22 protein-coding genes and 1 riboswitch are annotated in these 26,689 nt (G+C 42.9%); of the genes, 13 read left to right on the forward strand and 9 right to left on the reverse strand.

Going from position 1 to position 26,689, the window contains the following annotated elements; translation table 11 throughout:
- Positions 1-81 precede the first annotated feature (81 nt).
- From ONE56_RS19290 to ONE56_RS19300, 3 genes are all read right to left on the reverse strand, one after another.
- Complete coding sequence (locus tag ONE56_RS19290; RefSeq protein ID WP_423840780.1) at positions 82-588, reverse strand: glycosidase; 507 nt, start codon at positions 586-588, stop codon at positions 82-84.
- Between the two features lie 305 nt (positions 589-893).
- On the reverse strand, positions 894-1,703 hold the full coding sequence (locus ONE56_RS19295) for a MalM family protein (protein WP_041155785.1): 810 nt from the start codon (positions 1,701-1,703) through the stop codon (positions 894-896).
- A 99-nt stretch (positions 1,704-1,802) separates the two neighbouring features.
- Positions 1,803-3,101, reverse strand: a complete 1,299-nt coding sequence (locus ONE56_RS19300; protein ID WP_423840781.1) for a maltoporin — start codon at positions 3,099-3,101, stop codon at positions 1,803-1,805.
- A gap of 445 nt (positions 3,102-3,546) precedes the next feature.
- Here ONE56_RS19300 and glgX point away from each other — a divergent pair, with 445 nt between their 5' ends.
- The 3 genes from glgX to ONE56_RS19315 all read left to right on the forward strand — a co-directional run bounded on the left by glgX (position 3,547) and on the right by ONE56_RS19315 (position 7,645).
- Entirely contained in the window at positions 3,547-5,571 is a 2,025-nt protein-coding gene (gene glgX / locus ONE56_RS19305) for a glycogen debranching protein GlgX (protein ID WP_041155783.1), read from the forward strand.
- Between the two features lie 218 nt (positions 5,572-5,789).
- Positions 5,790-6,434 carry a recombinase family protein gene (locus ONE56_RS19310; protein WP_423840782.1) on the forward strand — a complete coding sequence of 215 codons (645 nt, stop codon included), beginning with the start codon at positions 5,790-5,792 and terminating at the stop codon, positions 6,432-6,434.
- A complete protein-coding gene (locus ONE56_RS19315; RefSeq protein WP_041155781.1) occupies positions 6,431-7,645 on the forward strand; it encodes a multidrug effflux MFS transporter in 1,215 nt (404 codons plus the stop codon). Before ONE56_RS19310 ends, ONE56_RS19315 begins: the two co-directional genes overlap by 4 nt.
- Positions 7,646-7,665: 20 nt before the next feature.
- On the opposite strand, the gene ONE56_RS19320 is transcribed toward ONE56_RS19315, so the two are convergent.
- Positions 7,666-8,622, reverse strand: coding sequence for a LysR family transcriptional regulator (locus ONE56_RS19320; protein WP_041155780.1), 957 nt, complete (start codon positions 8,620-8,622; stop codon positions 7,666-7,668).
- A gap of 180 nt (positions 8,623-8,802) precedes the next feature.
- Here ONE56_RS19320 and ONE56_RS19325 point away from each other — a divergent pair, with 180 nt between their 5' ends.
- From ONE56_RS19325 to ONE56_RS19360, 8 genes are all read left to right on the forward strand, one after another.
- Entirely contained in the window at positions 8,803-9,723 is a 921-nt protein-coding gene (locus ONE56_RS19325; protein WP_423840783.1) for a siderophore ABC transporter substrate-binding protein, read from the forward strand.
- Between the two features lie 89 nt (positions 9,724-9,812).
- On the forward strand, positions 9,813-10,769 hold the full coding sequence (locus tag ONE56_RS19330; RefSeq protein WP_331438429.1) for an ABC transporter permease: 957 nt from the start codon (positions 9,813-9,815) through the stop codon (positions 10,767-10,769).
- The gene (locus tag ONE56_RS19335) at positions 10,762-11,712 is read left to right on the forward strand and encodes an iron chelate uptake ABC transporter family permease subunit (RefSeq protein ID WP_423840784.1); all 951 of its coding nucleotides are present in this window, start codon (positions 10,762-10,764) and stop codon (positions 11,710-11,712) included. The genes ONE56_RS19330 and ONE56_RS19335 overlap by 8 nt, the downstream gene beginning before the upstream one ends.
- Before the next feature lie 11 nt (positions 11,713-11,723).
- Positions 11,724-12,485, forward strand: a complete 762-nt coding sequence (locus ONE56_RS19340) for an ABC transporter ATP-binding protein (protein WP_331438431.1) — start codon at positions 11,724-11,726, stop codon at positions 12,483-12,485.
- A gap of 182 nt (positions 12,486-12,667) precedes the next feature.
- On the forward strand, positions 12,668-13,390 hold the full coding sequence (locus tag ONE56_RS19345) for a dienelactone hydrolase family protein (protein ID WP_423841159.1): 723 nt from the start codon (positions 12,668-12,670) through the stop codon (positions 13,388-13,390).
- Positions 13,391-13,873: 483 nt separating this feature from the next.
- Positions 13,874-14,233: a DUF805 domain-containing protein gene (locus tag ONE56_RS19350; RefSeq protein WP_331437891.1), complete on the forward strand. Its 360-nt coding sequence runs from the start codon at positions 13,874-13,876 to the stop codon at positions 14,231-14,233.
- 75 nt (positions 14,234-14,308) lie between these two features.
- Positions 14,309-14,506, forward strand: a complete 198-nt coding sequence (locus tag ONE56_RS19355; protein WP_041155774.1) for a hypothetical protein — start codon at positions 14,309-14,311, stop codon at positions 14,504-14,506.
- Positions 14,507-14,587: 81 nt separating this feature from the next.
- Positions 14,588-15,787 carry a type III PLP-dependent enzyme gene (locus ONE56_RS19360; RefSeq protein ID WP_331437892.1) on the forward strand — a complete coding sequence of 400 codons (1,200 nt, stop codon included), beginning with the start codon at positions 14,588-14,590 and terminating at the stop codon, positions 15,785-15,787.
- Between the two features lie 54 nt (positions 15,788-15,841).
- Here the strand turns inward: ONE56_RS19360 and ONE56_RS19365 are convergent, their stop codons facing one another.
- The 3 genes from ONE56_RS19365 to ONE56_RS19375 all read right to left on the reverse strand — a co-directional run bounded on the left by ONE56_RS19365 (position 15,842) and on the right by ONE56_RS19375 (position 20,831).
- Positions 15,842-17,356 carry an EAL domain-containing protein gene (locus ONE56_RS19365; protein ID WP_331437893.1) on the reverse strand — a complete coding sequence of 505 codons (1,515 nt, stop codon included), beginning with the start codon at positions 17,354-17,356 and terminating at the stop codon, positions 15,842-15,844.
- A gap of 197 nt (positions 17,357-17,553) precedes the next feature.
- Positions 17,554-19,185: a glycoside hydrolase family 32 protein gene (locus tag ONE56_RS19370; protein WP_423840785.1), complete on the reverse strand. Its 1,632-nt coding sequence runs from the start codon at positions 19,183-19,185 to the stop codon at positions 17,554-17,556.
- Positions 19,186-19,256: 71 nt separating this feature from the next.
- On the reverse strand, positions 19,257-20,831 hold the full coding sequence (locus tag ONE56_RS19375; RefSeq protein ID WP_331437895.1) for a glycoside hydrolase family 68 protein: 1,575 nt from the start codon (positions 20,829-20,831) through the stop codon (positions 19,257-19,259).
- A gap of 259 nt (positions 20,832-21,090) precedes the next feature.
- Positions 21,091-21,175: riboswitch (cyclic di-GMP riboswitch) on the reverse strand.
- 607 nt (positions 21,176-21,782) lie between these two features.
- Here ONE56_RS19375 and ONE56_RS19380 point away from each other — a divergent pair.
- Both ONE56_RS19380 and ONE56_RS19385 read left to right on the forward strand, forming a co-directional pair.
- A complete protein-coding gene (locus ONE56_RS19380) occupies positions 21,783-22,784 on the forward strand; it encodes a permease (protein WP_331437896.1) in 1,002 nt (333 codons plus the stop codon).
- A gap of 30 nt (positions 22,785-22,814) precedes the next feature.
- Positions 22,815-23,051, forward strand: a complete 237-nt coding sequence (locus ONE56_RS19385; protein ID WP_423840786.1) for a thioredoxin family protein — start codon at positions 22,815-22,817, stop codon at positions 23,049-23,051.
- A gap of 368 nt (positions 23,052-23,419) precedes the next feature.
- On the opposite strand, the gene ONE56_RS19390 is transcribed toward ONE56_RS19385, so the two are convergent.
- Together ONE56_RS19390 and ONE56_RS19395 are read right to left on the reverse strand one after the other, a co-directional pair.
- Positions 23,420-24,748 (reverse strand): MFS transporter, encoded by a 1,329-nt coding sequence (locus ONE56_RS19390; protein ID WP_423840787.1) that lies wholly within the window; start codon positions 24,746-24,748, stop codon positions 23,420-23,422.
- 3 nt (positions 24,749-24,751) lie between these two features.
- A complete protein-coding gene (locus tag ONE56_RS19395) occupies positions 24,752-26,356 on the reverse strand; it encodes a glycoside hydrolase family 13 protein (RefSeq protein WP_423840788.1) in 1,605 nt (534 codons plus the stop codon).
- Positions 26,357-26,689: the final 333 nt, after the last annotated feature.

Below are 26,689 nucleotides of genomic sequence, written 5' to 3' on the forward strand. Positions count from 1 at the left end.
CCAAAAGAAATTAGCCCCTACATACTTCACATGCAGGGGCTAATTACACAAAAATCAAATTATCGCCAGATCAACTAAATATTATTGGCACTTATTTACCATGACATGAAGAGGCTTACCTTCGCCTTCAAAATGCAGACTCCAAACATATGTCCCGTCTTCTTTAATATCCACTGACGTATCGGTACCATAACCACCAAAAGTTAATGGTGTTAATTCACCGACATTCATTCGATTACCCTTTGCAGTAAATTGTGGGAACCATAACTCTGTCGCATACTGCATTTTAAATGAGCCTGACTTTTCTTGTATTACTGCTTGGTAAATGTTATTTCCTTTATAAGAATATTGACGCTGAGGAACATGCTTCCAGTTAGAGTCTGAAAAAGATCCGACAACAAATAGCGGCTTCTTAATCGGTCCCGTTTCTACGCTGTCTGGATTGTCACACGCTTGCATAAACATCACCAATTCTGCGTCAGACATTGTATTGGTAGCCGTAACCGTTGGCTCTGGTTCAGATGTAGATTGGCAACCAACAAGAGCGATAAGCAATGCAGCTGCAATTGAAGTCTTCATCATATTCATATTGAAGTGATTCCTTTTTTATTTTAACAACAGAAAATAAACAAGAATAAAATTAGCTCAATGCAGACTGAGTTAATTAAGACAGCTTTCTTGCTCGTTTCAAAGGTCAGAGAAAATTATCATTTTCATCATACGAGATAAAATGACTAACAAATTAAATTATTGATCTAAACAATACTAAAGACAAAGGAATGTGAGTGAATATGTGAATGGGATAACTCTATGTAGGGGTAACTATTTTTGAACGCATAATAATTAAAAAAGGCCAGTTTGAGACTGACCTTTTTATATGAATATACTATCTATTATTTTCTGTTTACTGCTTTAACAAATACTTCTTGTGCGCCTTTAATATCTAACGCTTTCGCTTCATCTAGTAAAGTTAAAGCTTTAGGAATATTGTCTTCCGCTACTGCTCTTTCAATAGCGCGGTGGTAGTAACCTGTTAATTCTGCGCCTTCAGGAATATTATCGTTTTTAGCGACAATCTTCGTCGTCACGATGTCATTTGCAGATACAGATAAACGGAACTGACCAAGTGGACTGTGTTTCGCTTGCGGATCGGCAATATCAGGTGGCTGAGTATGACGCGCTAACGCATAAGCTTTAGCAGGGTGCAGAATCTGAGTACTTCCTTTTAAATCATCTGAAGTTGTGTAAATCAATACGTGAAGGTCTTCCCCACTTGTATCAGGAATAATATTCAGATTCAGAACAAATTTATCGTTATCTAGCATTTTGGCTGGAACGTACTCAAACTGAGAAAAATCTGCTGAGTAAACGGTTTTCCCATCTGCGTTTACCACAATTACATTAGGCGCGTAAAACTGAAGGTCTGTGCTAACGAATGTCTCTAGTTGCAAATCGAGACTGCCACGGTTTCCCGGAAGTGCAAATGCTGCGATAGCGCCTGCGCTACTACCATCCAGTAGCATTTGGCTTTTATTAGTCAAAGCAAAATCAGTAACCACTGGCACATCAAGCGGCACCCATTGAATATCATCAGACTGGGTAATCACCTGTTGCTGATCACTTGGGGCCATCTCTACTTGTTCTACAGACGCACAACCAGTTGCCAACATACCTAGCAGTACGGGAGCAAGCCATTTTCTCATTACTGTCTACCTCGAATTTAATTGTTTTTTAAATAAATACAGCCAGATAAGTTCTGGCTGTATCATTCTAGGACAATTTAGGACCTAATGGTCAAATGATTACCACCAAGCTTCTGCTTGTACACCAAATTGGAATGTATCGTCTGAACGACCACCGTCAAAAGAATTACTATTGTCCGCTTTATCAGCCGTTAGGTAAGTCGCGTATAGGCGTATTTCAGGACGCGCCCAGAAGCTAGACCCTGCAGACCAAGCTTGCGCAACGGTCATCTTACCAAACTTGTTCTCGTCACCGTCGTCATCGTCAATCGCATAGCCCGCTTCGAAGATTGTCTTGTTATTGTCATCCCATTTGAATACAGGGCGTACGACAGCAGACATGGTTTCCCACTTATCTTGGCCATCCCACATGTCGTTACCAACACCGTATACTAATTGGTGACCAAGTTCCCAGTTATCGCCAAGACCGATTACACCCCAGTTGATGATACGGTAACCGTCTGCACCATCGTTTGCTTCTGCACCGTACCAGCTACCATCGCCGTAGAATGCGAACGCTTTAGAGTAACCTTCTGTACCGTATTGGAATACAGTTTTGTTAAAGCCAGAGTCTAGACCTTGAGTTAACTCAGCAGTGAACATCACGCCGTTTTTCGCATCTTTAGCTGCATTTGAAGCATCTTCAGTTTCGTTTACGATGGCGTAGTCCAGACCCGTTTCAAGAGAAGCATTACTCCATAGCGGAATGCCTGCATAACGTAGGTCTAATGTGTTAACGTTTGCTGCTTTACCATCATTGCCTGCGTCTGGTGTTCCTCCATTGTCATTACGGTCATTACGTACCCACGCAAAAGAAAGTTTACCAGGGCCCGCTTCGATACCTTCAATACCCGCACCTGCGCCAGAGATATTCCAGTAGTAGAAGTCCGAGATATGGATATCGTGACGTTGGTAGAAACGCTTACCAGCCCAAAGTGTTGCTTCAGGAGCAAAGTTCAGCAGACCTTTCGCTTGAACGTTAAATTGACGTAGCGCGAATTGTGCATCATCAACACAATCAACGCCATCCACTGCGCCATTAGTATCAGTAGTAACACCACAGTTCGTTGAAGTACTTTCCCAGTCGTTTGAACCGTTTGAAGTCATGGCAACCATAGAGTCGACATAGAAGGTTTTACCGTTGTTGTTGTAAACTTCTTGACCAAGTTGAACTTCACCGTAGATATCGCCTTCGTTACCTAAACGACCAACTTTTTGTTTTTCAAATGTAACTTGTTGGCCACCATCACCGCTTACACCTACACCAGCACGCATGTAACCATGAAAATCTACTGCGAATGCAGAACCAGCAGCTAAAGAGGCAGCCACTGCTGCAGCAATCATACTTACTTTTTTCATTCTTAACTCCATTAAGGGTATTTATAATTTTTTGTCTTTCCTTTCTTTCTCTCAGCGAATATAGGCAGTAAAAATTCACCAAGAGAAAGAGAGGTAAGATGGGAATGTATCCCCGTTTTGTTTCAACAGTTAAGAATCTACCTGAGGCGTAAAAATATGACTTCCTCCACCCTAAAACTATTTAGGGGGGATGAGAAGGGAGGAGGGATTTTACCGCATGGTGTTTTTACGAGTTATCTCAAAGTTCTAGGGAGGAGTTAGTAAGTTTCTTCGGCCGTAAATGGCTACAAAGTGATACCCGTTTCAAAAATCTGTCTCAAAGTCGCAATAAAAAGTAATTAAATTACAGTAATATTTATATTGTTAGGTGGTTGACCTTATTAAGACAAAGTTTTTAACTTATAGTTTCCAAAGGTCGTAATAATATTTATATAAAGAATCGCCGATGACACAACTAAAATCTCTCCCTTACCCTCTGGGTGCGACGGTAGCTAAAGAAGGGTGTAACTTCTCAATCTACGCGCCAGAGAACAAAGACATTAAGCTGGCACTGTTTGCCGAAGACGACAGCTATGCACTGCACGACTTACCAAATGAGTACGCAGGCATACGGCATACATTCATCGCTGATATTAAACCGGGGCAGAAATACGGTTATGTTGTTTCTCACCAAGATGAGCCTCTGCTGGTCTCGGATCCTTATGCCAAGTCGATTGATAAAGTACTGCATTACACTCCGCCTTACAGCCCGAGTAAAAGCTTCGATATGCCGAAGTGTATAGTGGTGGATGATAGTTTCGATTGGCAGGACACCAAACATCCAAGGATTCCAAGAGAAGAAATGGTGCTATTTGAAACCCACGTTAAGGGACTTACAAAACAGCATCCAAGTGTCGGCGATGATCTTAAAGGAAAGTACCTGGGATTAGCATCACCAGAAATGCTGGCGTTTTATAAACGACAAAACATTAACACCTTACAATTGTTACCGGTTGCAGCTTGTATGCATGAACCTCACCTTCTGGAGATGGAGAAGGTGAACTATTGGGGCTACAATCCCTATCTGTTTATGGTCCCAGATCCACGCTATGCGCAAGACGATGCGGTGACAGAACTTAAAACCACCATTCGAGAACTGCACAAACACGGCATAGAGGTGATACTTGACGTGGTGTACAACCACACGGCGGAAGGTGGCGAAGGCCCGATCATTTTTAACCTCAAAGCGCTAGATTCACGCTTCTATATCAAACACGGTACGCACTTTGCGAACTATACCGGCTGTGGTAACACGGTTGACCTTACCTATCAGCCCGCACTTAACCTTGTCATGGACACGTTACGATACTGGGTAAGCGAGTTTAAGGTGGACGGTTTCCGGTTTGACTTGGCCGCAACCCTTGGACGCCAAGGTGACGATTACAATCCAGAATCGGCGTTTTTCAAAGCCGTTGCACAAGACCCTGTCTTACGCGAAACCAAGTTAATTGCCGAACCTTGGGATATTGGCCCGAATGGCTACCAAGTTGGTAATTTCCCGTTTGGCTGGAATGAGTGCAACGATAAACTGCGTGATATTGCGCGTAGCTTTTGGCGAGGTGATAACGGCTATTTGAAAGAATTCGCCACTCGCTTGATGGGTTCACGCGATATATACAGTGCAGCAAATTGGCCATACAAATTGACGGTTAACTATATCACCTACCATGACGGCTTCACCTTGCAAGACTTAGTGTCTTACAAACACAAACACAATGAAGCCAATGGTGAAGACAATCGCGATGGGCATGGAGATAACCGCTCAGAAAATTATGGTGTGGAAGGCCCAACTGAAAATCTAATGATCATTGCTACGCGTGAAAAGCAAAAGCGTAACCTTATCGCTAGCCTACTGTTTGCCTTTGGTATTCCCCATATTTTGACTGCTGATATTCTTTCGCACTCTCAAGGTGGTAATAACAATGCCTACTGCCAAGATAACGAGACCAGTTGGTTAGACTGGAGCGAAACCGAGAGAAAACAACATTTTAAAACGTGGATGGCACAAATGGTGGCAAACCGAAGCCAGTACATGGTGCCATTTATCCGTTCTTTCAGTGGTGAAAATCGCAATAATAACCGTATTTTCTGGCGACGAACCGATGGCCACTTAATGGAACATGACGACTGGAACCGTTTAAGCTCTGTTGCACTACACCTGGGAATTGGTAAAGATGGACAAGAGTTGGTGTATTTGATCAACCAAACCAACGCCACCGCACGCTTTAAGCTCCCAAATGATCGCAAACAAAACTGGATAACCATTTGTGATACCAACGTGCGCAATGTAAACCCAGGCCATGCCGAAGGTGAAGTGCTGCTGTCTCCATCATCCATGGCAATATTGCACTTCGAACCAGAAGCGCAAACTTCATCTCAATCAAAAAAAGCTCAGGCAGGTCTTAAAAAAACCAAGTCCAAAACATCTTAGTAAAGAATAAACCTTTGATGTCAGCCACTTGTTTGACAAAAAGTAGTAAAACCGATGCCTCCGTGCATCGGTTTTTTAGTTATAGCCCCTGCTATTAGCCTCTAAATGAGTGATTGAGCTAAACACCTTTAAAGCTCATTTGGTGTTGCGGTAAATAATGAACCCCTGTATATTTATGAGCCAATACATCATATGAACCAACTCTCTGGCAAAGGATCATGACGACTTACCTTTACACTCGCTATTCACCAAAAAATCGAGCCTACTGTGATCACCTAGCGTCACTGCAAGCCATTGCCCCTAATGCCCGACATTTTGAGGACAAAGTTCAAGGATGCCTGCCACCTACCGAGAGACAAGCCTTTCAACAATTACTCAACACCGTTAAAACGGGGGATACTGTCATCGTCTGGTGGCTGACGGTATTTGGCCGGGATTTCAGTCAAGCACTCGCGACCATCAACTTGCTGCTGGACAAAGGCGTTGCACTAAAAACAGTTTGTGAACCTTTAACATTCGAATCTAACTCGGTCCAAACGCAAACCTTACTTACCGTCCTATCTGGCTACAGTAAAGTTCAAATCCAACACCGTTTATTCGCAGCAGAACAAGGCCGAAAAGCGATCAAAGACCAACCCGAAATGTGGAAGAAAAAGTTTCGGGGGCGTCCTGCCAACACAGCGAAACATCAGCAAATCGCCACACTTTTACTTGATGGAAATACGCTGCAGAGCGTTGCTGAGCAGTGTGAGGTGAGCTTGTCGACCGTCAAGCGGATCAAAGCGAAACTGAATGAATTTGATGATGAGGGAGGACTGCGAACCCGTGGGAATGCAGGCCTTTCCGATGGTGAATCATCATGAAGCATGCCATTAACTTCCGAGCGATTTTGCTCGCATGTCTCATCATTAGTATTGGCCAGCTGAGTATGGGGCTGGTCATGCCCTCTTTGCCTTGGATAGCAAAAGATTTCTCGATTACTCTTGATAAAGCTCAGTTGTTAGTCAGTGTTTACTTGCTCGGTTTTGGCCCTTCTCAATTTATTTATGGACCCGTATCCGATGCATTAGGACGAAAAAAAGTGCTGCAAACAGGCTTATTGATTGCGATGTCGGGACTGTTAATGATCATCTTTTTCAGCCAAACCTTTACTGGCATGGTGCTAGGCCGTTTTCTTCAAGGGCTTGGAACGGGCTGCTGTGCTGTATTAGCAAGGGCTTCGACCAGAGATCAATTTAATGGAAGTGCGCTTCCGGTTGCGATGTCTTATATCGCAATGGCGGCGTCGATTACTCCCGTCATGGCCCCAGTCATTGGCGGTTTTATCAACTTCCATTTTGGTTGGAGCATGGTGTTTATCTCGCTATTTGGCTATGTAGCACTCGCGTGGGTTGTTATTGCACTGCATTTTAAAGAAACCATTCCACAAAAAACGACGTTACCTTCCCCCAAAAAAATGTTGGGGCAGTATCGTGATTTGCTCTGTTCACGTTACTTTATGAGCTTTGCCAGTATCAGTTGGTTAAACTTCAGTTTGATGATTACTACGGTCTCTGTCATGCCGTTTATCATGCAAGACCAAATTGGTATGACGTCCGATGAATACGCGATGTGGGCACTGATTCCCGCTCTCGGGATGTTGGGAGGCACAATCACTTGCAATCGCGTCCGCCCCATCATTGGCAATAAGAAGATGTTACTCTGTACACCTATCTTGCATCTTAGCGCTGCATTATGGTTATTCTTTTGCCCATTAGATCCTTTGTATTTGATGATTGGACAGCTGTTGATGATCTTAGGTAATGGTATTGCATTGCCATGCGCTCAGGCTTTGGTCATGCAACCCTATAAAGATCAAGCAGGCACAGCAGCAGCGATGTCAGGCGGAGGGCAGATGGTGGTGTCAGCAGTTGTCAGTTTAACTTTGGTTCAATTAGGGCTAAGTGAGGCATGGCACCTTTCGCTCGTCATTGCACTGTTTACCGTGATTACATTACTGAACATTTTACGCGGTTTTAGCGTTTCAGCAGCCACCCACACTGCCGTCGAAGCCAAAAGTACGATATCTAAGTGACGATAAATTAGGGGATAAGTCTAACACTCGAGGTTTTCTGCACCATTGATGTCCTTAAATAACGACTTAACCCACTGACACATTGGGTCATTATGATAACGCTTATGCCAATACAAATAGACAGACTCGCTATCCAACCGAATCGCTTTTGGCACCGCTTTTGTGATCAGTTTCCGCCCCTGACACGATTCCTTAGCGAATGGAGTAGGAAGATGAAAAATCACATTTGAGTGCTCTGCAATAGCAGGAGCGGCGTTAAAGTTCGATAACTGAATAGGGATGGATAGTTTGCGTTGTTTATCCACGACGCCTAATTCTACAAAGCGATTATAGATAGACAACTGCTTCCCACCCTCGAGCGAGATTTGCCCAAAATCGCATTCAAGCAACATCTCAACGGTGAGTTCTTCTACCTCAGCCAGTGGATGAGATTCAGACATGAGAAACCGATAATCTCGATGGGCGATCTTCATTCGATATAAGTTTTGTTCCGAACTATTTGGCTCCGAGGTTGAAAGAACAAAGTGGACATCTCCTGTCACTAGTGCCTCAAAGTGCCGTTTTGGCGTTGAGTCAATATCGACGGTCATGTTGGGCGCCTTTTCACGAATACGAGCCACGACTCTGGGCAAGAGCATATTGACCTGAGGAGCCAAACCATAAAATCGGATGGTTCCCTGACTCTTTTCTGGCACAAAAGACTGACCATACATCAGCTTTTCCAACCCCGTCAGTACCGCATTCAAATCCTGCTTGATCATTTCCGCTTTAGGCGTTAATTCGTACCCATGTGCCGTACGAACTAATAACTCATCATGAAATAAATTGCGTAACTTTTGTAAAGAGCGACTGACCGATGGCTGACTCATGTTCAGCAAAACGGCAGTATTGGACACATGCTTTTCCTCAAGTAAGTTTTTGAGGATAAACAGTAAGCTTAAGTCCACCTGAGCTAAATTCACTTTTTGCATACCCATTATTCTAATAATTTTATTGCTGCATATAGACTATCTGCTAACGTATATGCAATCAATAATCATTCTTATTTTTATTGCCAATTAAATATAACTAACGCCTGTCAGGTCATCTCGTGCTTAGCTTTGGTTTCGGTGTCTTTCACTCGATGACTGATGATATGAACCGTTTTAGGAGTCACCATGTTTGGTAAAACCTCTCTTCGCGTAGCAACAGGCATGTTGTTACTTGCTTTAGTGCCTATTGGGGCAAGCGCAAAAACCTACGAACACAGCTTAGGCTCTGTAGAAATAAATGACGTACCGAAGCGTGTTGTTGTACTTGGCTATGGCAGTCTGGATTATATTGATGCGCTAGGTATCACGCCTGTTGGTTTACCAAAGACACTGTTGCCACAGACATTAAAAAAATATGATAACGATTCGGTTGTAAATACTGGCACTGTGAAAGAAGTGAACTTCGAAACGCTCTTTAACCTTAAGCCAGACTTGATCATCGCAGAGCCTCGAGTCGCAGAAAGCTACGACGATTTGAAGCAAATTGCTCCCACTTATATGTTCCAAATCGATACGGGGGATTACTGGCAAACCACACAGAAAAATTGGCGTACGCTAGGTGAAATTTTCCATAAACAAGATCGTGCCAATCAACTTATTGAGCAGGTCCAAGGTCAGATTGATACGCTGCATACTAAGGTAGCTAAACATGCTCCTCGAACATTGACTGTCACTAATAGCGGCAACAACCTTGCCATGTTCGGTGCCAACAGTCGCTTCTCATTTGTGTATGATGAGGCAGGCTTTAAACCCTCAACATCTCAGAACGTGAAGGCAACCCCAGGAAGACACGGCAATTTGATCTCGTTTGAGTACATTGCTGATGCGCAACCTGAGGTCTTATTGGTGCTTGATCGTGAGCAAGCCATTGGTCAAAGCAATGGCAAAGCAAAAGCCTTGTTTGACAATGCGCTCGTAAAGTCGACTCCAGCTGCAAAAAACGATCGAGTCATGTTTGTTGATCCAGCCGCTTGGTACTTAACCGCAGGTGGCTACCAATCCACTCAAACCATGATTCAAGATCTCAACCAAGTCGCTGTTAACTAAATAATCCACGTTAATCACCCGATAAAGCATGGCCTTTCCGCTTATGGCGTGAAAGGTCATTGTTGTATTTATATAGTCGTATCTTCACAATGAAATTACACCATATCCTAGCGTCCATTTTGCTTTTGACTCTCGGCTGCACATCTCTGTTAGTCGGAGTCGCAAATATATCTCTGCCACAGATATTGGCTGGTGACAGCCAGAGCCTAAACATTCTTATCGTCAGCCGTCTGCCTCGTTTGATCGCCATAGTGTTAGCAGGTGCAGGCTTGAGCATTGCCGGCTTGATCATGCAACAAATTGTCCAAAACCGCTTTGCCGCCCCTTCAACCACCGGAACTGTGGACTGGGCAATGTTTGGCTACATCATTGCGTTGATATTTTTTGCGGATATGAGCAGTTGGGTCCATCTGTTCACCATCTTTGGTTTCTCCGTACTCGGAACACTTATTTTTGTTCGATTTCTCCAACATCTAAAGTTCAAGAACGCAGTACTTGTTCCACTCATTGGCATCATGTATGGCAATGTGGTGTCTTCCATGACCACCTTCATTGCCTACAAATACGATCTTGTCCAAACGCTGGGCTCCTGGACCGTAGCGAATTTTGCCTCAGTTCTGCGAGGTAATTACGAGTTCTTATACTTAGCGCTCCCCATATCCGTACTTGCTTACGCTTATGCCAATCGCTTCAGCGCTGCAAGCATTGGTGAAAGCTTTGCCAAAAACATCGGTTTGAACTACCAGCGTATCGTCTTCATTGGTGTTATTTTGGTGGCCGTTTTGTCTTCATCCGTCGTCATGATTGTTGGAATGATCCCATTTCTTGGACTTATTGTGCCTAACGTAGTGTCGATCTTTATTGGGGACAACATGCGACGCAACCTTCCTTGGACTGCGTACGCGGGCGTCATTTTAGTCCTAACTTGCGACATTTTAGGCCGCCTAATTATTTTCCCTTATGAAATTCCAATATCGATGATCATCAGTATTTTGGGCGGCTCGGTTTTCATTTATCTGATATTGAGAGACAAAAAGAATGCGTGATTCCATGAAAGTCATTCTGCTCGCAGTGGCCGCAACACTGATTTGTGCCGTATTTATCGGTAAAGGTTTAACACCAGATAACTATCAGTTTTTCTTGTCGCGTCGCATTCCCAAAGTATTAGCGATTGTACTCGCAGCGATGGCGATTGCTTCTTCATCGTTAATATTTCAGACCATCACCAACAACCGTATACTAACGCCTTCCATATTGGGCTTTGACTCCCTGTATGTCATGATTCAGGTTATGTTGGTTGCTGTGTTTGGTGGAATGAGTGCTTTGGTCATCAACACCAAGATCAACTTTCTCTTATCGACTGGCATTATGATTCTGTGTGCCATGACATTATTCAGCTTTTACTTTCGAGGTCGACAACGAAACATCTTTACCTTGTTACTGATTGGTATTGTGTTAAGCAGTTTGTTTAGCAGCATTACAGGCTTTTTCACGATGGTCATTGACCCAGACGAGTTCAATTTTATTCAGGGCTCTATGTTTGCCAGTTTCAACAACATCAATGATGAGCTGGTGTATTGGTGCATCATCCCCTTACTCCTCTGTGGTGCTTATTTAACCAAAATCGCCAACACATTGGATGTGATGTGGCTCGGCGTTGATAACGCTAAAAGCTTGGGTATCAATACCCACAAACTGACCATGCAGGTAATGTTTATCATCACGTTAATGGTGTCGATTTCCACCGCGCTGGTAGGCCCCATCTTATTTTTTGGGCTTATTGTAGTCGCGTTAACCCGTCAAGTATTTACCAGCTACTCACACCGATTACTTCTAGTTGCCAGCTCTATCCTGTCTGTTGTGTTGCTCTCCGGTGGGCAATGGGTGGTTGAAAACCTATTCGACTTCGACACGACCATCAGCGTTATCATCAACTTTGTTGGTGGCGGCTATTTCTTACTGCTTCTTATGAAAAATAAATTCGATTAAAGGTGTATCTCATGATCCGTATTCAAGGTTTAAGTAAACAATACAATGAAAAATACGTGGTAAAAAATGCGGATGCCCTTTTTCCTCTTGGAAAAGTCACCAGTATAATCGGTCCTAATGGTGCCGGGAAAAGTACCCTGCTTTCGATGGCAAGTCGTCTGACAGAGAGCGATGCAGGTACGGTCGTGATCGGCGACAAACCGCTAGACCAGTGGGACACAGAAGACCTCGCCAAACGTCTGTCTGTTTTGCGTCAGTCCAACAACATCAATATGCGTTTTACCGTGCGGGACTTGGTGGCGTTTGGACGATTCCCCTATTCGCAAGGTCGTTTGACCGAAGAGGATAATCGCATTATCAATGAGTCCATGCAGCAACTAGAGATTGATCACTTACACGATCGTTTTATTGACCAGCTTTCTGGTGGCCAGCGTCAAATGGCATTTATCGCCATGGTAGTCGCCCAAGACACGGACTATATTTTCTTAGATGAACCTCTGAACAACCTCGATATTAAACACTCGGTCGACATCATGAGCACGTTGCAAAAACTCGCTGAACGCAATAATAAAGCCGTCGTAATTGTGATTCATGATATCAACTTCGCGTCCTGTTATTCAGACCATATCGTCGCGATGAAACTGGGTGAAGTGATCAAAGCAGGCAGCGTAAACGAAGTGATTGATGAAGCGGTATTGAGCGATATTTACGAAATTCCATTCAGTGTTCAAGAACTCAATGGCAATCTTATTTCGTTGTACTATCGGCGTTAATTACCGCATGACAATACCAACAATGAAATGGAAGGCGACCGTGTGTCGCCTTTTTTTTCGACAACATCCGTAACAAAACTGCTCATCATTATTTTTATCCCTTTCTGAGCATGTACTAAGCTTCGAGAGTACCCTGCAAAGTAATACAAAAAGGAATGAGTATGAAAATGAAACATGTTGGATTGGCAGTTCTCGCGACGCTCGGTAGCGCGTCAGTCCTTGCTGGACAAAACATAACTTACCAAGTCGATGGTGAGGCTTACGAAGGTTATTGGGCCAAAGTCGATGATAAAGCCCCACTAGTATTACTCATCCACGATTGGGACGGTTTGACCGACTATGAACAAAAACGGGCAGAAATGCTCAATAAAATGGGCTACAACGTTTTCGCTGCCGATCTCTTCGGTAAAGGCGTAAGACCGACCAAAGTTGAAGACAAAAGACAACATACGGGTGAGCTTTATAAAGACAGAAACAAACTTAGAAGCTTGATGAATGCAAGCCTAGTAGAAGCCAGTAAACTGGGCGGGAATTTAGACAACACCGTGGTCATGGGTTATTGCTTTGGCGGCGCAGCAGTGCTGGAATCCGCCCGCGCTGGGATGAACGCACGTGGCTTTGTCACCTTTCATGGCGGTCTTAGCACACCAGACGGACAAGACTATTCAAAGACGACATCTCCGCTGTTAATTCTACATGGCACCGCTGACACAGCCATTACTATGGCAGACTTCGCCCAGCTGGCTTCAGAGTTGGAAGAAACCAAGATCCCGCATGAAATGATCACCTATGGTGGTGCCCCTCACGCGTTTACCGTTTGGGGATCCGACCGCTATCGTAAAGACGCGGATGAAAAATCTTGGCAAGCCTTTTCCAGCTTTCTATCGGCCAACACTCAGATGTAAAGCCAACCTAGGGTCTGTTGACGTTTCGAGATGATTTTTGCAGCAGTTTGTGGATTCTTTATACAAGGCAGAGGCTTTGAAATGTAGTTGCCCTACCTGATAAGCCGATAACGCAGTAGAAAGGAGCCACAAACGCTGCCCGAAGGGTTCGGCTAAAAGCGTTTTACTCTTTGTTGAGAGGTGTTTTGCTTAGAATGACTAGGCTACAAACCTCTCGCCGCGATTAAAACGCTTTTATCTCGAACAAAATTTAACCACGAAACGTCAACAGACCCTAGAGAGCAAAACAGACACTGAGATCATAAAAACACGTTTCGTCTTTTACGTTGTCGAGTGCGATCTACGGCATGGTTATTCACACTGTGTCATAATGAATGTAATATCCAAAAACCGTCAAGGTGTTGATTTACTAATCGTTCTTTCTACACCTTGACGTTATTGGGGATTCGTTATCGACTTTATGATCATGACAAGGAAAAACAAATGGATTGGTATATCAGTGTATTAAAGAAATACGCCGTTTTTAATGGACGAGCGCGAAGAAAAGAGTATTGGATGTTCTTTTTATTCAACCTACTTATCTCTTTGGCACTTGGCATTGTTGACGGCTTACTAGGCACAACTATCATCGGTGGTCTTTATGGTTTAGCGGTATTGATTCCGAGTATTGCCCTCACCGTTCGCCGATTGCATGACATTGGTCGTACAGGATGGTGGGCACTGATTGGATTTATTCCTTTTATTGGTTTAATTGTTCTGCTGGTATTTGCTGCAACAGACGGTGAATCAGGCAACAATCAATATGGCCCAGATCCTAAAAACTCAGACGGTGTGCAGGCTTAACACGCCGACTTCGGACCTTTAGGTCGCTGAGTTCAACCATCGACATCACACACGGCTCATTTTGTTGAGCCGTGTGTGATTTTAGAACACAAATTTATCATCAAAAAACCTAATCTTTACGATAAAAAACTTCTTCTTTCTTTGCTGCATTTTTTATTGCGCACAAAAATAGATGACCTTAATATCACGCTGCTTCTTGATGATAGCCAATCCGAGTACATCACAGCAGTTTTGTGGCAAGGCGATAGAGCAACTATCCAAGAGTTTCTTTGATGGCGGTAACCCGCTTTTATTGACGCTCCACTTTTCATCACATCATCCATGAAAAGTGCTACTTAACTTTGGAGGTTTGCTATGGCTCATTCTGCGTCTGTACTTGGTTTTCAATCTTTCTCTTCTCCAGCATTACCTGCGGAGACAGTCAATCTTATTCAAACCTCTGTTGAGCAGTTTGGCGCACCATTGCTTATGCTCGACTGCGATATCGTTCGCCAACAATACAGAGCACTGAACCAAGCACTGCCGAACGTGACTCTGCACTTTGCCCTAAAACCACTGCCCCATCCGACGGTAGTGAAAACACTATTGGAAGAAGGCGCAAGTTTTGATTTGGCGACTTCGGGCGAAGTTGACTTGGTAAAACAACAAGGCGTACCTGCTGAACGCACCATTCACACGCACCCTATCAAACGTGATCGTGATATTCGCGATGCATTGGCTTATGGCTGCAATGTGTTTGTTGTCGACAACTTGAACGAGCTAGAGAAATTCAAAGCGTACCGAGATGAAGTCGAGCTGCTTGTTCGCCTGAGTTTTCGCAACTCTGACGTATTCGCCGATCTGTCGAAAAAGTTCGGTTGTGCGCCTGAGCAAGCATTAAACATTATTGAAACGGCTCAAGCGTGGAATATTCGCATCAAAGGATTGTCATTCCATGTCGGTTCTCAAACGATGAACCCACAAAAATACGTGGACGCGATTCGTACTTGTAAACAAGTCATGGCTGAAGTCGTTGAACGCGGTTTGCCAGCGCTAAGCACATTGGATATTGGTGGTGGATTCCCTGTGACGTATACAGAACAAGCCATGCCAATCGCGGACTTCTGTGTACCAATTAACGAAGCGCTTAATGAACTGCCTGAAACCGTCCACGTTATTGCAGAGCCAGGCCGCTTTATCGTCGCAGCCGCTGTAACCAGTGTTGCGTCAGTAATGGGACAAGCAGAGCGTGAAGGACAAATGTGGTACTACCTAGACGATGGTATTTATGGTTCTTTTAGTGGTTTGATGTTTGACGATGCGCAATACCCACTGGTAACGTTGAACCATGACAGAGAACACTACCCTAGTGTATTGTCTGGCCCAACTTGCGACAGCATTGATGTCATTGCAGAAAACGTCATGTTACCGAAGCTTGAGAACGGTGACTTGGTTATCGGTCGCATGATGGGGGCATACACCAGTGCAACCGCAACCGATTTTAACTTTTTCAAACGTGCGCAGACCATTGTGATTAATGAGCGCGAAGATAACGACCAGCGTCTATTTGGTTAAATTTTTATCAGAGCTCGGTGAATACCGAGCTCAACTAACACGACCTGCAACGTTTCAATCTAAGGATTTGGACTTGAGCAGAGACTGTAATTCAGTGAATGGCAATGATTTATAAAACAGCCATCCTTGCACATAGCCAGACTTACAGCGCTCTTTGATCATGTGGTATTCATACTCAGTTTCTACACCTTCAAACACGACCTCTCTGCCAAGATTTGCAATCAATTCCATGATTGAGTTAACCATACCTTTTTTCACATCAAAGTTGAGTGCATTCACGAATACACGGTCAATCTTGATGTAGTCAAAGTTAACCTCAGTTAGCCAAACTAAATTGGACACACCTGTTCCGAAATCATCCAATACCACCATAAAGCCTAACTGACGAGCTCGATTAGAAAAGTCGGTAAGATCAGCCAGTGCAACGTCAATACTTTCTGTGATTTCTATTTTGATCTGTTCAGGTCTAACCCGTTGCTTTTTAGCAACCTTCTCAAGAAAAAGTAAGAAACCATGATCTAAGACTTCATAACTCCCAACATTAATTCCGACCGAAAACAGTGGATTATCGCGCAATATCGGTGCCATATCAGAGATAGAACGCTTCGCAGTGAAATGCGCAAGCTGAGGGTATAAGCCGCGCTTTTCTGCAATTCCAATAAACAGATCTGGTGGTACATAACCAAATACATCATCTTTCCAACGTACCAAGCTTTCAACCCCCATAATCTTACCGTCCTGGATCGCAACGATGGGCTGGTACTCCATGAATAAGGATTTGTTAATTAGTGCTTTCCTAAATCGCGACTCAATGGACTGATTACTTACCATCACCATTTTTGCTAAGTGAGTAACCAGATAAGCAAAAATAATGCTCAAGAAAAGGATGAGTTGTTTGGTTTTCCCGCTGTAATGAGCAAGACCTGCGTTAGAGTTTGAGCTCTTCACACAATAATCGTATTTCTCACTACAAAGATTGGTTTCCAAACTTAAAGAAAGAGGGCCTCTTTTTACTTGCTTGAAAGTGTACTCATCAAAGATGTAGCCACTATTAGAACTAGAGTAAATTTTAAATGAGTGGTTAGGCGTGGACTTAATCATTCGCGAGTAAGAAATGGCGATGTTTACCGCGAAAAAATGATTTTTAGCCGTGATATTATAGTGGTTAGAAATATCATAAAGATTTTTCTCATTTGAGTAAAAACGATAGCCATTCTGTGAGCCAACATCTTGAGCTTGGAGTTTTATTGGCGTTATCTTTCCCCAATTTGCTGTACAAAATACCTCATCATCAACGATATAACCGACATCAAAAACTTCCAAATTCACCTGAGCGATCTCTCGAAGCTTGTTGATATGCTCTTTGGTGCATTTAAAGTCCGATAACTGTTCCGTAGCAGAAAGAGCAGAAGCCAACTGATCGGTCACCATTTCAGTATATTCTAATACATCAGCAGTAAAGTCTTCTTGCTCGTCTTGCTGCAGTTGATATGAAAATAGCATGGCACTGAACAGAGACGTGAGTAAAGACAGTATAAAAATACCACTCAGTAAGATTTTTGCTTTCAAACTCAGCCTCTTCTACTTTTCGAGAAAAATATACATTGTGATTCTCAATCATTAGTTGAGAATAGCAGTAAGTTACTCATACGACTATAGATTCCGTGTAAATTGAGAGGTCATCATTCTTTGAAATAACTCTTAGTTCGAGTACGCCAACTTTAATGACAGGAATAAAACGCTTTTACTCCTATCACTAAGAATATCTATTGAGATGATGGCCCAGTCCTATATCGCTGAACTGGTGCAACCTTTAGAGGGGTGAGTTGTAAATGACGGAGTACGCTGTTGCCACCGATTGATACAGCAGACAGTGCATTACTTCCTGGAAGTCCAAAGATGAGATTTGATAATGCGCTCTCTCCATCATTGACAAAGACTTCAACGGAAAAAGTATCGACAATGATGTCCAGTTTCACTTTGTCATTAAGAGTGCGAACCGCCGCAGACCGCTCCGCTCGATACTCTTTAGGCATTGAGCTTGCTATCGCATCACTATCACGCCGCACAAACACGGTTTTGTCGTTAAAGTTGTACCCAACGACGGCAAAATGCCCATCCTTTTCCTTTAGGCGAAACTGAATCTCTCTCGCATCAGAGTGTGCATCAAGTTCAACTCTGAGACGGTATGCATCAGACAGTGGCTTGGGGAAAACCGTTGGCGATGCTTCAAATACATCCACTGCCGAGCGAGTATATGCATCGCCTTCTAGTCCTGCGATAGCCTCAATGGGCTTGGACGTAAGAATCGCCTCGCCATCCACAGTTTGTAGCTTCATTTGACGCACGATTGAATCAGCAGCACCTGACCATTGTCTAGTCGGTAAGTCCGTGGCGTAAGCCCAATTATTCAGCCAGCCAATCGCATACCGAGAGTTAAATCCCGGTTTTGTGTCTAAGCGGGTATCGTCCCACGATACCATTGCATAAAAATCAGCACCGGCGTCTAGCCATTGTGGTTCTTTCCTTTCTGGTATAAACCGTTTTCCATCCCAGTTTCCAACCCAATAAGCGGTACCTGTTGTTTTCCCCATTCTAAACCCATTCGCTCCAGATGCTAGTATCCATCGGGTCTTACTAGGATCGCCATCAAGGGAGAGTTGAAACAGATCAGGGCATTCGAGAAGACCAAGGTCGTTACGATGGAAATCAGATTGATGCGTCCAACGCTTAAGGTCTGGCGAGGTATAGAATCCGATTTTATTTCCTTCAGCAAGCGCCATAATCCATTTACGATGCTTCTCATCCCAGACTATCTTTGGGTCACGCCAGTGTTCAGCCCCGGGGTTATCCATAATCGGGTTATCGTCATACGCTTTAAAATGGTAACCACCATCCGTTGAAATAAATAGCGACTGACGCTGCACACCGTCATGCTGTTGAGTCACAATTGCGATAACCGCCCCGGCACCAAAACCTGCGGTATTGTTCACATCAACCACCGCACTGCCGGTTTGAATGTCGCCAAGGCCATTTTTATATTTATGGATAGCAACCCCATGCTCTTGCCAATGCACCAAGTCTTTCGATGTCATGTGGTACCACTCAGTCCCATTTCCATGCGGATAGTCAGCGTTATAGAGATAGTAGTAGTGCCAGATACCATCGATCAGTAATGGGCGCTGCGGATCGTTCATCCAGTGTTTTTCAGGAGTAATATGTATTGCAGGTCGATAATTAGCCCATTCCGCACGATAAGAAAATGGTAAGGAATCTACAGACAACTGCCCGTCTTCGACACGTTGTACGCTACTTGCAATGCCTGGTATTAATAATGTAACGAGAAGAAAAGTCGTAACGGCAGGTCTAAACCCTGGCCTTAAATAAGTAAATCGCATAGCCCTTCTTAATATAATAAAGGAGCGGAAAAACCGCTCCTCCAATCGATGACACAAATAACTTTGCTTCGTTATTTCAGTGCTTTTTCCTTTTTACCACTCGGGTTCACGTTTATGTTGGCAGGAATATCAGCCCAACCACCCAATCCATTAGCACCATAATAATAATCGACTTCAGATGTGTCCCCATCAATAAGCACTTTCACGGTAGGAGCCAAAGTGCCACCGCGTCGAAAGTTTTCTTTAAAACCGACCGTATCAATGAAGGATTGGATCAAACCATCAGGCATCACATAGTGTGAATAAGACTGGAAGTGGCCTGCTGGCTGGTTGTAGTCCGGATCAAACGGCGTTCCTGGGTAGAAGTTCAAATTCGTCGGATTACCAAGGACTAAACCTGAGCCTTGGTTCATCGGCTGGTAATCACTGCGAATGCCATTGCCGACAAAACCGTAAACCCCTTCAGGACCGGTAATGCCGTTTGCAAAAGTCGTGCTGTGGCTGATAGTGAATAGGTAGTACTTACCGTCTTTCTGGTAAATTTGAGGTCGTTCAGTCTGATCGGTTACACAGTTCGCTGAAAGAATCGGTGGCAAGAACTCCCATTCAGTCAGATCTTCATTGGTCGCTCTCGCCAAACCGACATTACCAATCTGGAACGTTGCACCTGATGAATTCACTTCTCTGACGGTTTCAGCGTACGGGTCTCCTACCTGATAACCAAGATCTTCCGCAGTACACTTCGCAGAGCCCCTCTCCATTGCTGAGTTACCCTCAAATACCATAAACGTTTCACCTGGGTGAGCAGGGTCCTCAAAGGTGAATGGATCACGGAAGTTAAAGTAAGGGTTTTGTTCTGCGGTCTGATAGTAAGTTCCGTCGGCTTCCAGTAGGTTAATCACCTTATCGAAACCCGTGAACTTCACGCCATTTTTATTTGCGTGTATCTTACCAACACTTAGCGCGATACGCGGATCATATGGCTTAATGTCATTACCTTCAGAATCACGATAAAACGCAACATCAGTAAAGAAAAGCTTAACCTCGCCACCTGGGAAAATACGAGCAGACCCAGACCACTGTGTTTGATGGCTGAAGGACTGATCCTCAAAAATTTGTCCGGTGACGCCTTCATCAAAGATCAAACCACCGTAAGTCCACCCACCGTTTTCAGGGCGCTGATCCGCTGGAATTCCCGCAGGACGATAGAAGTAACCGATCTTCGCAAATACATGACGGTCATCAAAACCTAGACTTCGATCGGCCACGAGCGAAAAAATAACTTCCTGCCCGTTAACGCTGTATTGGTTCGCATCCGCATCGGTTAGAGGCCATGAGTCCCATACCCAAACCTGTTCGTTAGACATATCTGGAAAATCTTGAGGGACGCTTGGCATCGTGTATTCCTCTGGCATCGAGTTTTCACGAGATCCTGCCATTGGGTCAGACAAACGCTTGAGCTGGCGTGCGTCAGCACGGGTCCACTTAGCGGTAAAGTCAGCATCAGGAGCGAATGCTTCTTGCGTGTGTACGGTAGGCTCTGGCCCTGGTTGAAGCTGAGCGGCGAAAGCAAACTGGCTAGCCGTTGCTGTCCCTATTAGCATCCCTAAAATAGGGACTCTCGCTTTGATTTTCGTTGAACGCATTTTACTTACCTCTGCTAATAAAATTTTGAAATTTTTAATTTTCTAGAAGTGGTTAACCCTCAGTATTGCGACGAACTAATCACATTAAATTGCTGCATACAACTTCAAATCAAAAGTTGAGAACGTTCCCTAAAATAAGCAAAACTTAAACCTTCACATCAAACAGACTATGAAAACGACTGAACACCTGTGTGAAAGTAAATCTCAAATATGTTTTTGTTATTGAAATACAACTAAATTTTCTTAGTCAGCATACAAAACTGGCGGTCCCGCTACCATAGGAAATATCCGTTAGATCGGAGACTTTGCGTCACCCTCTTTCGAAGGTTTTGCCTTTATCAGTTAAGCAACACTCACATGGGGAGATATGGTCAACTGGCCGTGGACATGCTGTTCTGTCCACGCGAAAAATCATAACAATGGAAAATGACAATTCAAGGATAATACGATTACAAGTATGAAACTCTGACAATGGCGTGACTCAATTGAACGTTGATATATGAAGCACTTCACGCAACAAAACCTTATTGAAACTAGGTTGGTTCCGGTTACAAGAAACAGCAACAATAGAGTTTGAACCAAATAAAAAACCTTCACACCAAACTAATTAAAAATAACCCAAAAAACACACAAAAATGACATAAAAACATAATAACAGAAAAAATTATAAGCAAATGCCCATCGCTCTCTTAACCTCACCCATTAAACAACTTGGTTGGTAACGTTACCATTCGTGCAATGAGGATATGTACCGACTTTCTCCTGATCGTTTATGACTTACCCCCAACAAGCCCTCCTACTCTTTCAAAACGAGACATATATCATTTTATATACTCTCACTCACACTAAGGTGAATTAAACTTAGAGTAAGTACCTAAAAAGACCTTTGGTTGTTTCACCTGATTAATACACATGGTGATCGGAATAGTTACCAATGTTTAAGGAGCGGATGTGTTTGAAGCTTTTACCTATCTAGCTGATTGGATGACCTACCGATTACTTGGCCTGTCGTCAGGCTCTAAGCTAGCAGACGCGACACATTTCTTTATCGAAGACACTACGAAGATACTCGCCTTATTGATCATCATGATATATGTGATTGCCCTACTGCGAGCATCCTTAAATGTTGAAAAGGTTCGCCATTACCTGGAAGGAAAACGACGCTTTTTTGGTTACCTAGCAGGCAGCTTTTTTGGCGCAATTACTCCGTTTTGTTCATGTTCCAGTATTCCTGTCTTTCTTGGTTTTACCTCTGCTGGTATCCCCATAGGAATCACTATGGCTTTTCTCATTACGTCGCCATTAATTAATGAAATTGCCGTGTTATTGCTATTTAGTCTGCTTGGATGGCAGTTCACCGTCATGTACGTCATCGTTGGCATGAGCATCGGCATATTAAGTGGCTGGCTACTAGATTTAATCGGCGCTCATCGTTGGTTACAGCCTATTGCAGCAAAGGCGATGCATAACGCGAAGAGCGCTACGCAAAGCGGTGTTCCTAATCATGCTCATACACACTCACGTATTACGCTTTCAGAGCGTCATCAGTTTGCCAAACAAGAAATGACTGAAATTGTCAGCCGCGTTTGGAAATGGGTATTAATTGGGGTCGGGATTGGTGCAGGTTTACATGGCTTTGTACCCGATGGATGGATTGAGACCCATTTAGGTCAAGGGCAGTGGTGGTCCGTTCCAGCAGCCGTGTTGATCGGCATCCCTCTCTACTCCAATGCGACCGGTGTTATACCCGTTATGGAAAGCTTACTCACTAACGGATTACCAATAGGAACAACGTTAGCATTTTGTATGAGTACCGTTGCTGCCAGTGTTCCCGAGTTTGTGATGCTAAAGCAGGTTATGCAGTGGAAGCTGCTAGGCATGCTCTTTGGTTTGTTACTTTTAGCATTTACAGTGATGGGTTGGATATTCAATTTACCATTGTGGCACTTCTAGGCGTTAGAAAATAAAATTGGGAGTCATAAAATGAAAGTATTTAAAGTACTCGGTTCGGGATGTACAAAATGCGTAAATACCGCAAAACTCATTGAAAGCATTGCCTTAGAGCAAGGCATTGAAGTGAAAGTAGAAAAAATCACCGATATGGAAACCATTATGGATTACGGTGTAATGTCGACGCCAGCTGTGGTTATGGATGAAGAAGTCGTGCACTCGGGAGGCATACCACAGACCGAAAAAATACGGTCTTGGCTAACCGCTTAACTCAAATCACTTAGTGGCATCACATTTCAGATAGGAAAAAGTATATTGAAACCTTAAACGTTTGTAGATTTTATTTCGCATTAGTCCAAAGCTTTGATCTGAGAGTTCCATCTTAAACATACTGAACTCACGGTGCTTACTGTCCCACAGCTGAATTTGTTCTATGCAATCTTGCATAAAGCTATCTTCACACTAATTAGATCGACTCAAAGGATTCAAATAGTGGTTGAGTCCAGACGAATCAAATTAAATCCTATTTTAGAACTCATCACAGTGCTAAGTAAAATATTCTCATTCGAGTTAAGATTAGCAGTCTCAGACATTTTGCAATGCCTGAGACTGCTAGCATTTTCAAAATTATTACTTAATTAAGAGCGTTGTTCGACAAAGTGCCCTTTATCAGTACCACTTAGATTATATCTAGTGAGCAATAATGAACTTGCAATCATTATTGTAAATGGAATATAAGCTAATAAAGCCATGATGCCATCCGTTGCTTCGGTCGTAATAGCTTCTGGGTTGTAGTTATATTGAGATAATACAAAACCAGTGATTACCCCTGACAACGCCATCCCTAGTTTTTGGCAGAAGCTAAATGTTGAGTAAACAAGTCCCTCACTTCGTACACCTGTTTGTTTCTCACCGTATTCAATGGTGTCTGGCACCATAGCCCATCCCATAGCCCATGCAAATGCGTTTAAGAAACCTTTCGCTGCAATGATTACAAAGTATAACTCGATTGAGTTTACTGTGTAGAAGTTCAATGCAAAGAACAGGTGTACTAAACCAAACATGGTTAATGTAACAATCGTCGTTTCTTTCTTACCGTATATTTTAGCTACTGTTGGAACAATGAAAGTACCGAAAAAAGTCGTTATCGTACCAACCATAATTGAAGTACCGATAAGGTCGGGTCTTTGAATTACGTGTTCCAAGTAGTAAATATTGATAGAGAAAGAAATGAAAGCAGCAGTTAATGTCATTAAGAACACAGTTGACAAAATGAGCAGTGGTTTGTTTTGAGCAACAATACGGAAACCATCTTTTAGTTTGTACTTAGTTTCTGTGGATGCATTGACAACTTGACGCTCTTTAGTTGTTGCAAATGTTATCCATAGTAAAAGTGTAGATAACAGCGCTGCAAAACCCATAGTATAACGGTAACCTAACAGTTTATCTCCTTCACCAAAGAAATCCACTAGGTTACCAATTTGCGCAACAACCATACCAGATATTACAGCGAACATTACACGAACCGCAGTAATCTTTGTACGCTCGTCAGGGTCTTGTGAAATTGCCGATGTTAATGCTGAGTAAGGAATATTAACAACGGTATAAGCAAGGCTTAATGCAATGTACGTGACGGTAGCGTAAGCAATTTTACCGGTAGCTGACATATCCATTGGTATGGTAAAACAAGCAAATGCGGTTAAACTAAGAAAAACTGAACCGAATAATATATAAGGTCTAAAACGACCATAGCGAGTATTTGTTTTATCTACAATCATCCCCACAACAGGGTCTGATACCGCATCAACAATACGAGCAACTAAGAAGATAACCCCCACCACCGCAGCGTCAATTAATGCAATATCGGTGTAATAGAACATAAGGTAGGTCATAACTGTCTGGAATATGACGTTACAGCCTAAGTCGCCTAAGCCATAGCCGACCTTTTCTTTCATCGAAATTTTCATAAATTAACCTTTGTATATCACGTAGCCGTAGCTTTCTAATTTGTTGTTGTGATAGTTGTTTGACATTAAAGGAGTCATTGATTGTAGAGTAGACTCTTTGATTGATACGGAATCAGTTGACATATTCACGGCGACAACAAAACGTTCATTTTCAAATTTACGTTCATAAGCAACGATGTTTTTGTCTAAGTCGATTAATTTGGTATCACCAAGCGTTAATGTCTTTTCCTTTTTACGTAGGTTAATAAGATTTTTGTAATGATTTAAAATGGATGTAGATTCATTAATCTGTGACTCAACATTAATTGTGTCTTTGTTTGGATTAACATCGAGCCATGGTTTAACTTGACTAAATCCAGCAAAATCACCGTGTGTCCATTGCATAGGCGTCCTTGCGTTATCACGACTCGCCAATGACACTTCCATAAGTGCTTGCGCTGGGTCCATACCCGCTAGCACTTTTTCATTGTATTTGTTGATTGTGTCTAGATCATTATATTGAGCAATCGAATCGTAATAACAATTCGTCATGCCAATCTCTTCACCTTGATATAAGAACGGCGTGCCTTTTTGTGTTAGCGTTAATACCGCTAGTGCTTTTGCTGAATCTTTCCAATACTCTTTTGCATCATTACCAAATAAAGAAACCTGACGTGGTTTATCATGATTGGAGAAGAACAAGGTATTCCAAGCACCTTGCTGCTCAATTTCTAACTTGGTCTGGAGTTGACTTTTGTAATAAGCAACAAGATCGTTATTGAACACTTCAATCTCAGGTGGGACAAATGAGATAGCCATTTGGAATTGTTGCGCCTCAGGAGAAACGTAGGTCATGATCCCTTTGCTATCAATATCATTGATTTCGCCAACACTAAAAGCATTATAACGGTTAATAACGTCCATAAAGCCCTTGATATAACCATGACCGATATCTTTGTTAGCACACGGGACGGTAGCAAAATCGTCACTCTCACAGGCATGGAAGTCGTTTGGTTTTTCTAAGAATGAGATGGCATCAATACGAAAGCCATCAACGCCCTTTTCTAGCCACCATGCGATCATTGTATGAATTTCTTCAACTAATTTTGGATTACTCCAATTGAGATCGGGTTGCTTTTTACTAAAGACGTGCAGGTAATACTGATCACGCTGGGGTTCATACTCCCATGCACTACCACCAAACGCAGAACGCCATTTATTAGGTTCTTTACCATTTACACCATCAGCCCAATGGAAATAATCAGAATAAGGGTTGTCTTTAGAAAGCTTGGATTGTTCAAACCATTCATGTTCATCAGAACAATGGTTGATTACAAGATCCATGATTATCTTAATGTCACGGCTATGACACTCTTCAATTAACTGATCAAGATCAGACATTGTGCCAAATTGGGGAAGGATTGATTGATAATCGGAAATATCGTAACCGTTATCGTCAAGAGGTGACTTGTAGACTGGACTTAACCAAATGGCATTAACGCCAAGATCGGTTAAGTAGTCAAGTTTAGAAATTACACCTTGTAAATCGCCTATCCCATCGTTGTTGCTGTCTGCAAAACTTTTTGGATAAATTTGATAAACAATAGTGCCAGGATTAATTGTGTTCATTGTTATTGCCACCGTATAAAGTATAAATGTATATAGGCGAGCGATAATCGGGATTTGCCTCAAAGGAGTGATAATCGACTGATTTGTCTCGGTTCAGTTGGAAATTCGCTCTTTTCCTGTTGGAAAATTACTCTTTTCTAGTTGGAAAATTACTCTCATATGGTTATAAAATACACGCAACCTTACTTAATGTGTGAACTGGATCGCGTTTTTATCATATTTTATGTTTTTATTGAAAATACATCACATTTTTATGTAATTTTTTGAATATCAGCGGTCATCGATATGCGTATTGTCCCAGATCTGATCGTAAGATTACGATTTAGTTCATTC

This window comes from Vibrio mytili (assembly GCF_049563345.1).
Taxonomy (GTDB): domain Bacteria; phylum Pseudomonadota; class Gammaproteobacteria; order Enterobacterales; family Vibrionaceae; genus Vibrio; species Vibrio mytili.

What these genes read in the sequence shown, in the direction of transcription:
- ONE56_RS19290 (WP_423840780.1), bottom strand. Translation starts at nt 588, where the DNA reads ATGAATATGATGAAGACTTCAATTGCAGCTGCATTGCTTATCGCTCTT.
- ONE56_RS19295 (WP_041155785.1), bottom strand. Translation starts at nt 1,703, where the DNA reads ATGAGAAAATGGCTTGCTCCCGTACTGCTAGGTATGTTGGCAACTGGT.
- ONE56_RS19300 (WP_423840781.1), bottom strand. Translation starts at nt 3,101, where the DNA reads ATGAAAAAAGTAAGTATGATTGCTGCAGCAGTGGCTGCCTCTTTAGCT.
- glgX (WP_041155783.1), top strand. Translation starts at nt 3,547, where the DNA reads ATGACACAACTAAAATCTCTCCCTTACCCTCTGGGTGCGACGGTAGCT.
- ONE56_RS19310 (WP_423840782.1), top strand. Translation starts at nt 5,790, where the DNA reads ATGACGACTTACCTTTACACTCGCTATTCACCAAAAAATCGAGCCTAC.
- ONE56_RS19315 (WP_041155781.1), top strand. Translation starts at nt 6,431, where the DNA reads ATGAAGCATGCCATTAACTTCCGAGCGATTTTGCTCGCATGTCTCATC.
- ONE56_RS19320 (WP_041155780.1), bottom strand. Translation starts at nt 8,622, where the DNA reads ATGGGTATGCAAAAAGTGAATTTAGCTCAGGTGGACTTAAGCTTACTG.
- ONE56_RS19325 (WP_423840783.1), top strand. Translation starts at nt 8,803, where the DNA reads ATGTTTGGTAAAACCTCTCTTCGCGTAGCAACAGGCATGTTGTTACTT.
- ONE56_RS19330 (WP_331438429.1), top strand. Translation starts at nt 9,813, where the DNA reads ATGAAATTACACCATATCCTAGCGTCCATTTTGCTTTTGACTCTCGGC.
- ONE56_RS19335 (WP_423840784.1), top strand. Translation starts at nt 10,762, where the DNA reads ATGCGTGATTCCATGAAAGTCATTCTGCTCGCAGTGGCCGCAACACTG.
- ONE56_RS19340 (WP_331438431.1), top strand. Translation starts at nt 11,724, where the DNA reads ATGATCCGTATTCAAGGTTTAAGTAAACAATACAATGAAAAATACGTG.
- ONE56_RS19350 (WP_331437891.1), top strand. Translation starts at nt 13,874, where the DNA reads ATGGATTGGTATATCAGTGTATTAAAGAAATACGCCGTTTTTAATGGA.
- ONE56_RS19360 (WP_331437892.1), top strand. Translation starts at nt 14,588, where the DNA reads ATGGCTCATTCTGCGTCTGTACTTGGTTTTCAATCTTTCTCTTCTCCA.
- ONE56_RS19370 (WP_423840785.1), bottom strand. Translation starts at nt 19,185, where the DNA reads ATGCGATTTACTTATTTAAGGCCAGGGTTTAGACCTGCCGTTACGACT.
- ONE56_RS19375 (WP_331437895.1), bottom strand. Translation starts at nt 20,831, where the DNA reads ATGCGTTCAACGAAAATCAAAGCGAGAGTCCCTATTTTAGGGATGCTA.
- ONE56_RS19385 (WP_423840786.1), top strand. Translation starts at nt 22,815, where the DNA reads ATGAAAGTATTTAAAGTACTCGGTTCGGGATGTACAAAATGCGTAAAT.
- ONE56_RS19390 (WP_423840787.1), bottom strand. Translation starts at nt 24,748, where the DNA reads ATGAAAATTTCGATGAAAGAAAAGGTCGGCTATGGCTTAGGCGACTTA.
- ONE56_RS19395 (WP_423840788.1), bottom strand. Translation starts at nt 26,356, where the DNA reads ATGAACACAATTAATCCTGGCACTATTGTTTATCAAATTTATCCAAAA.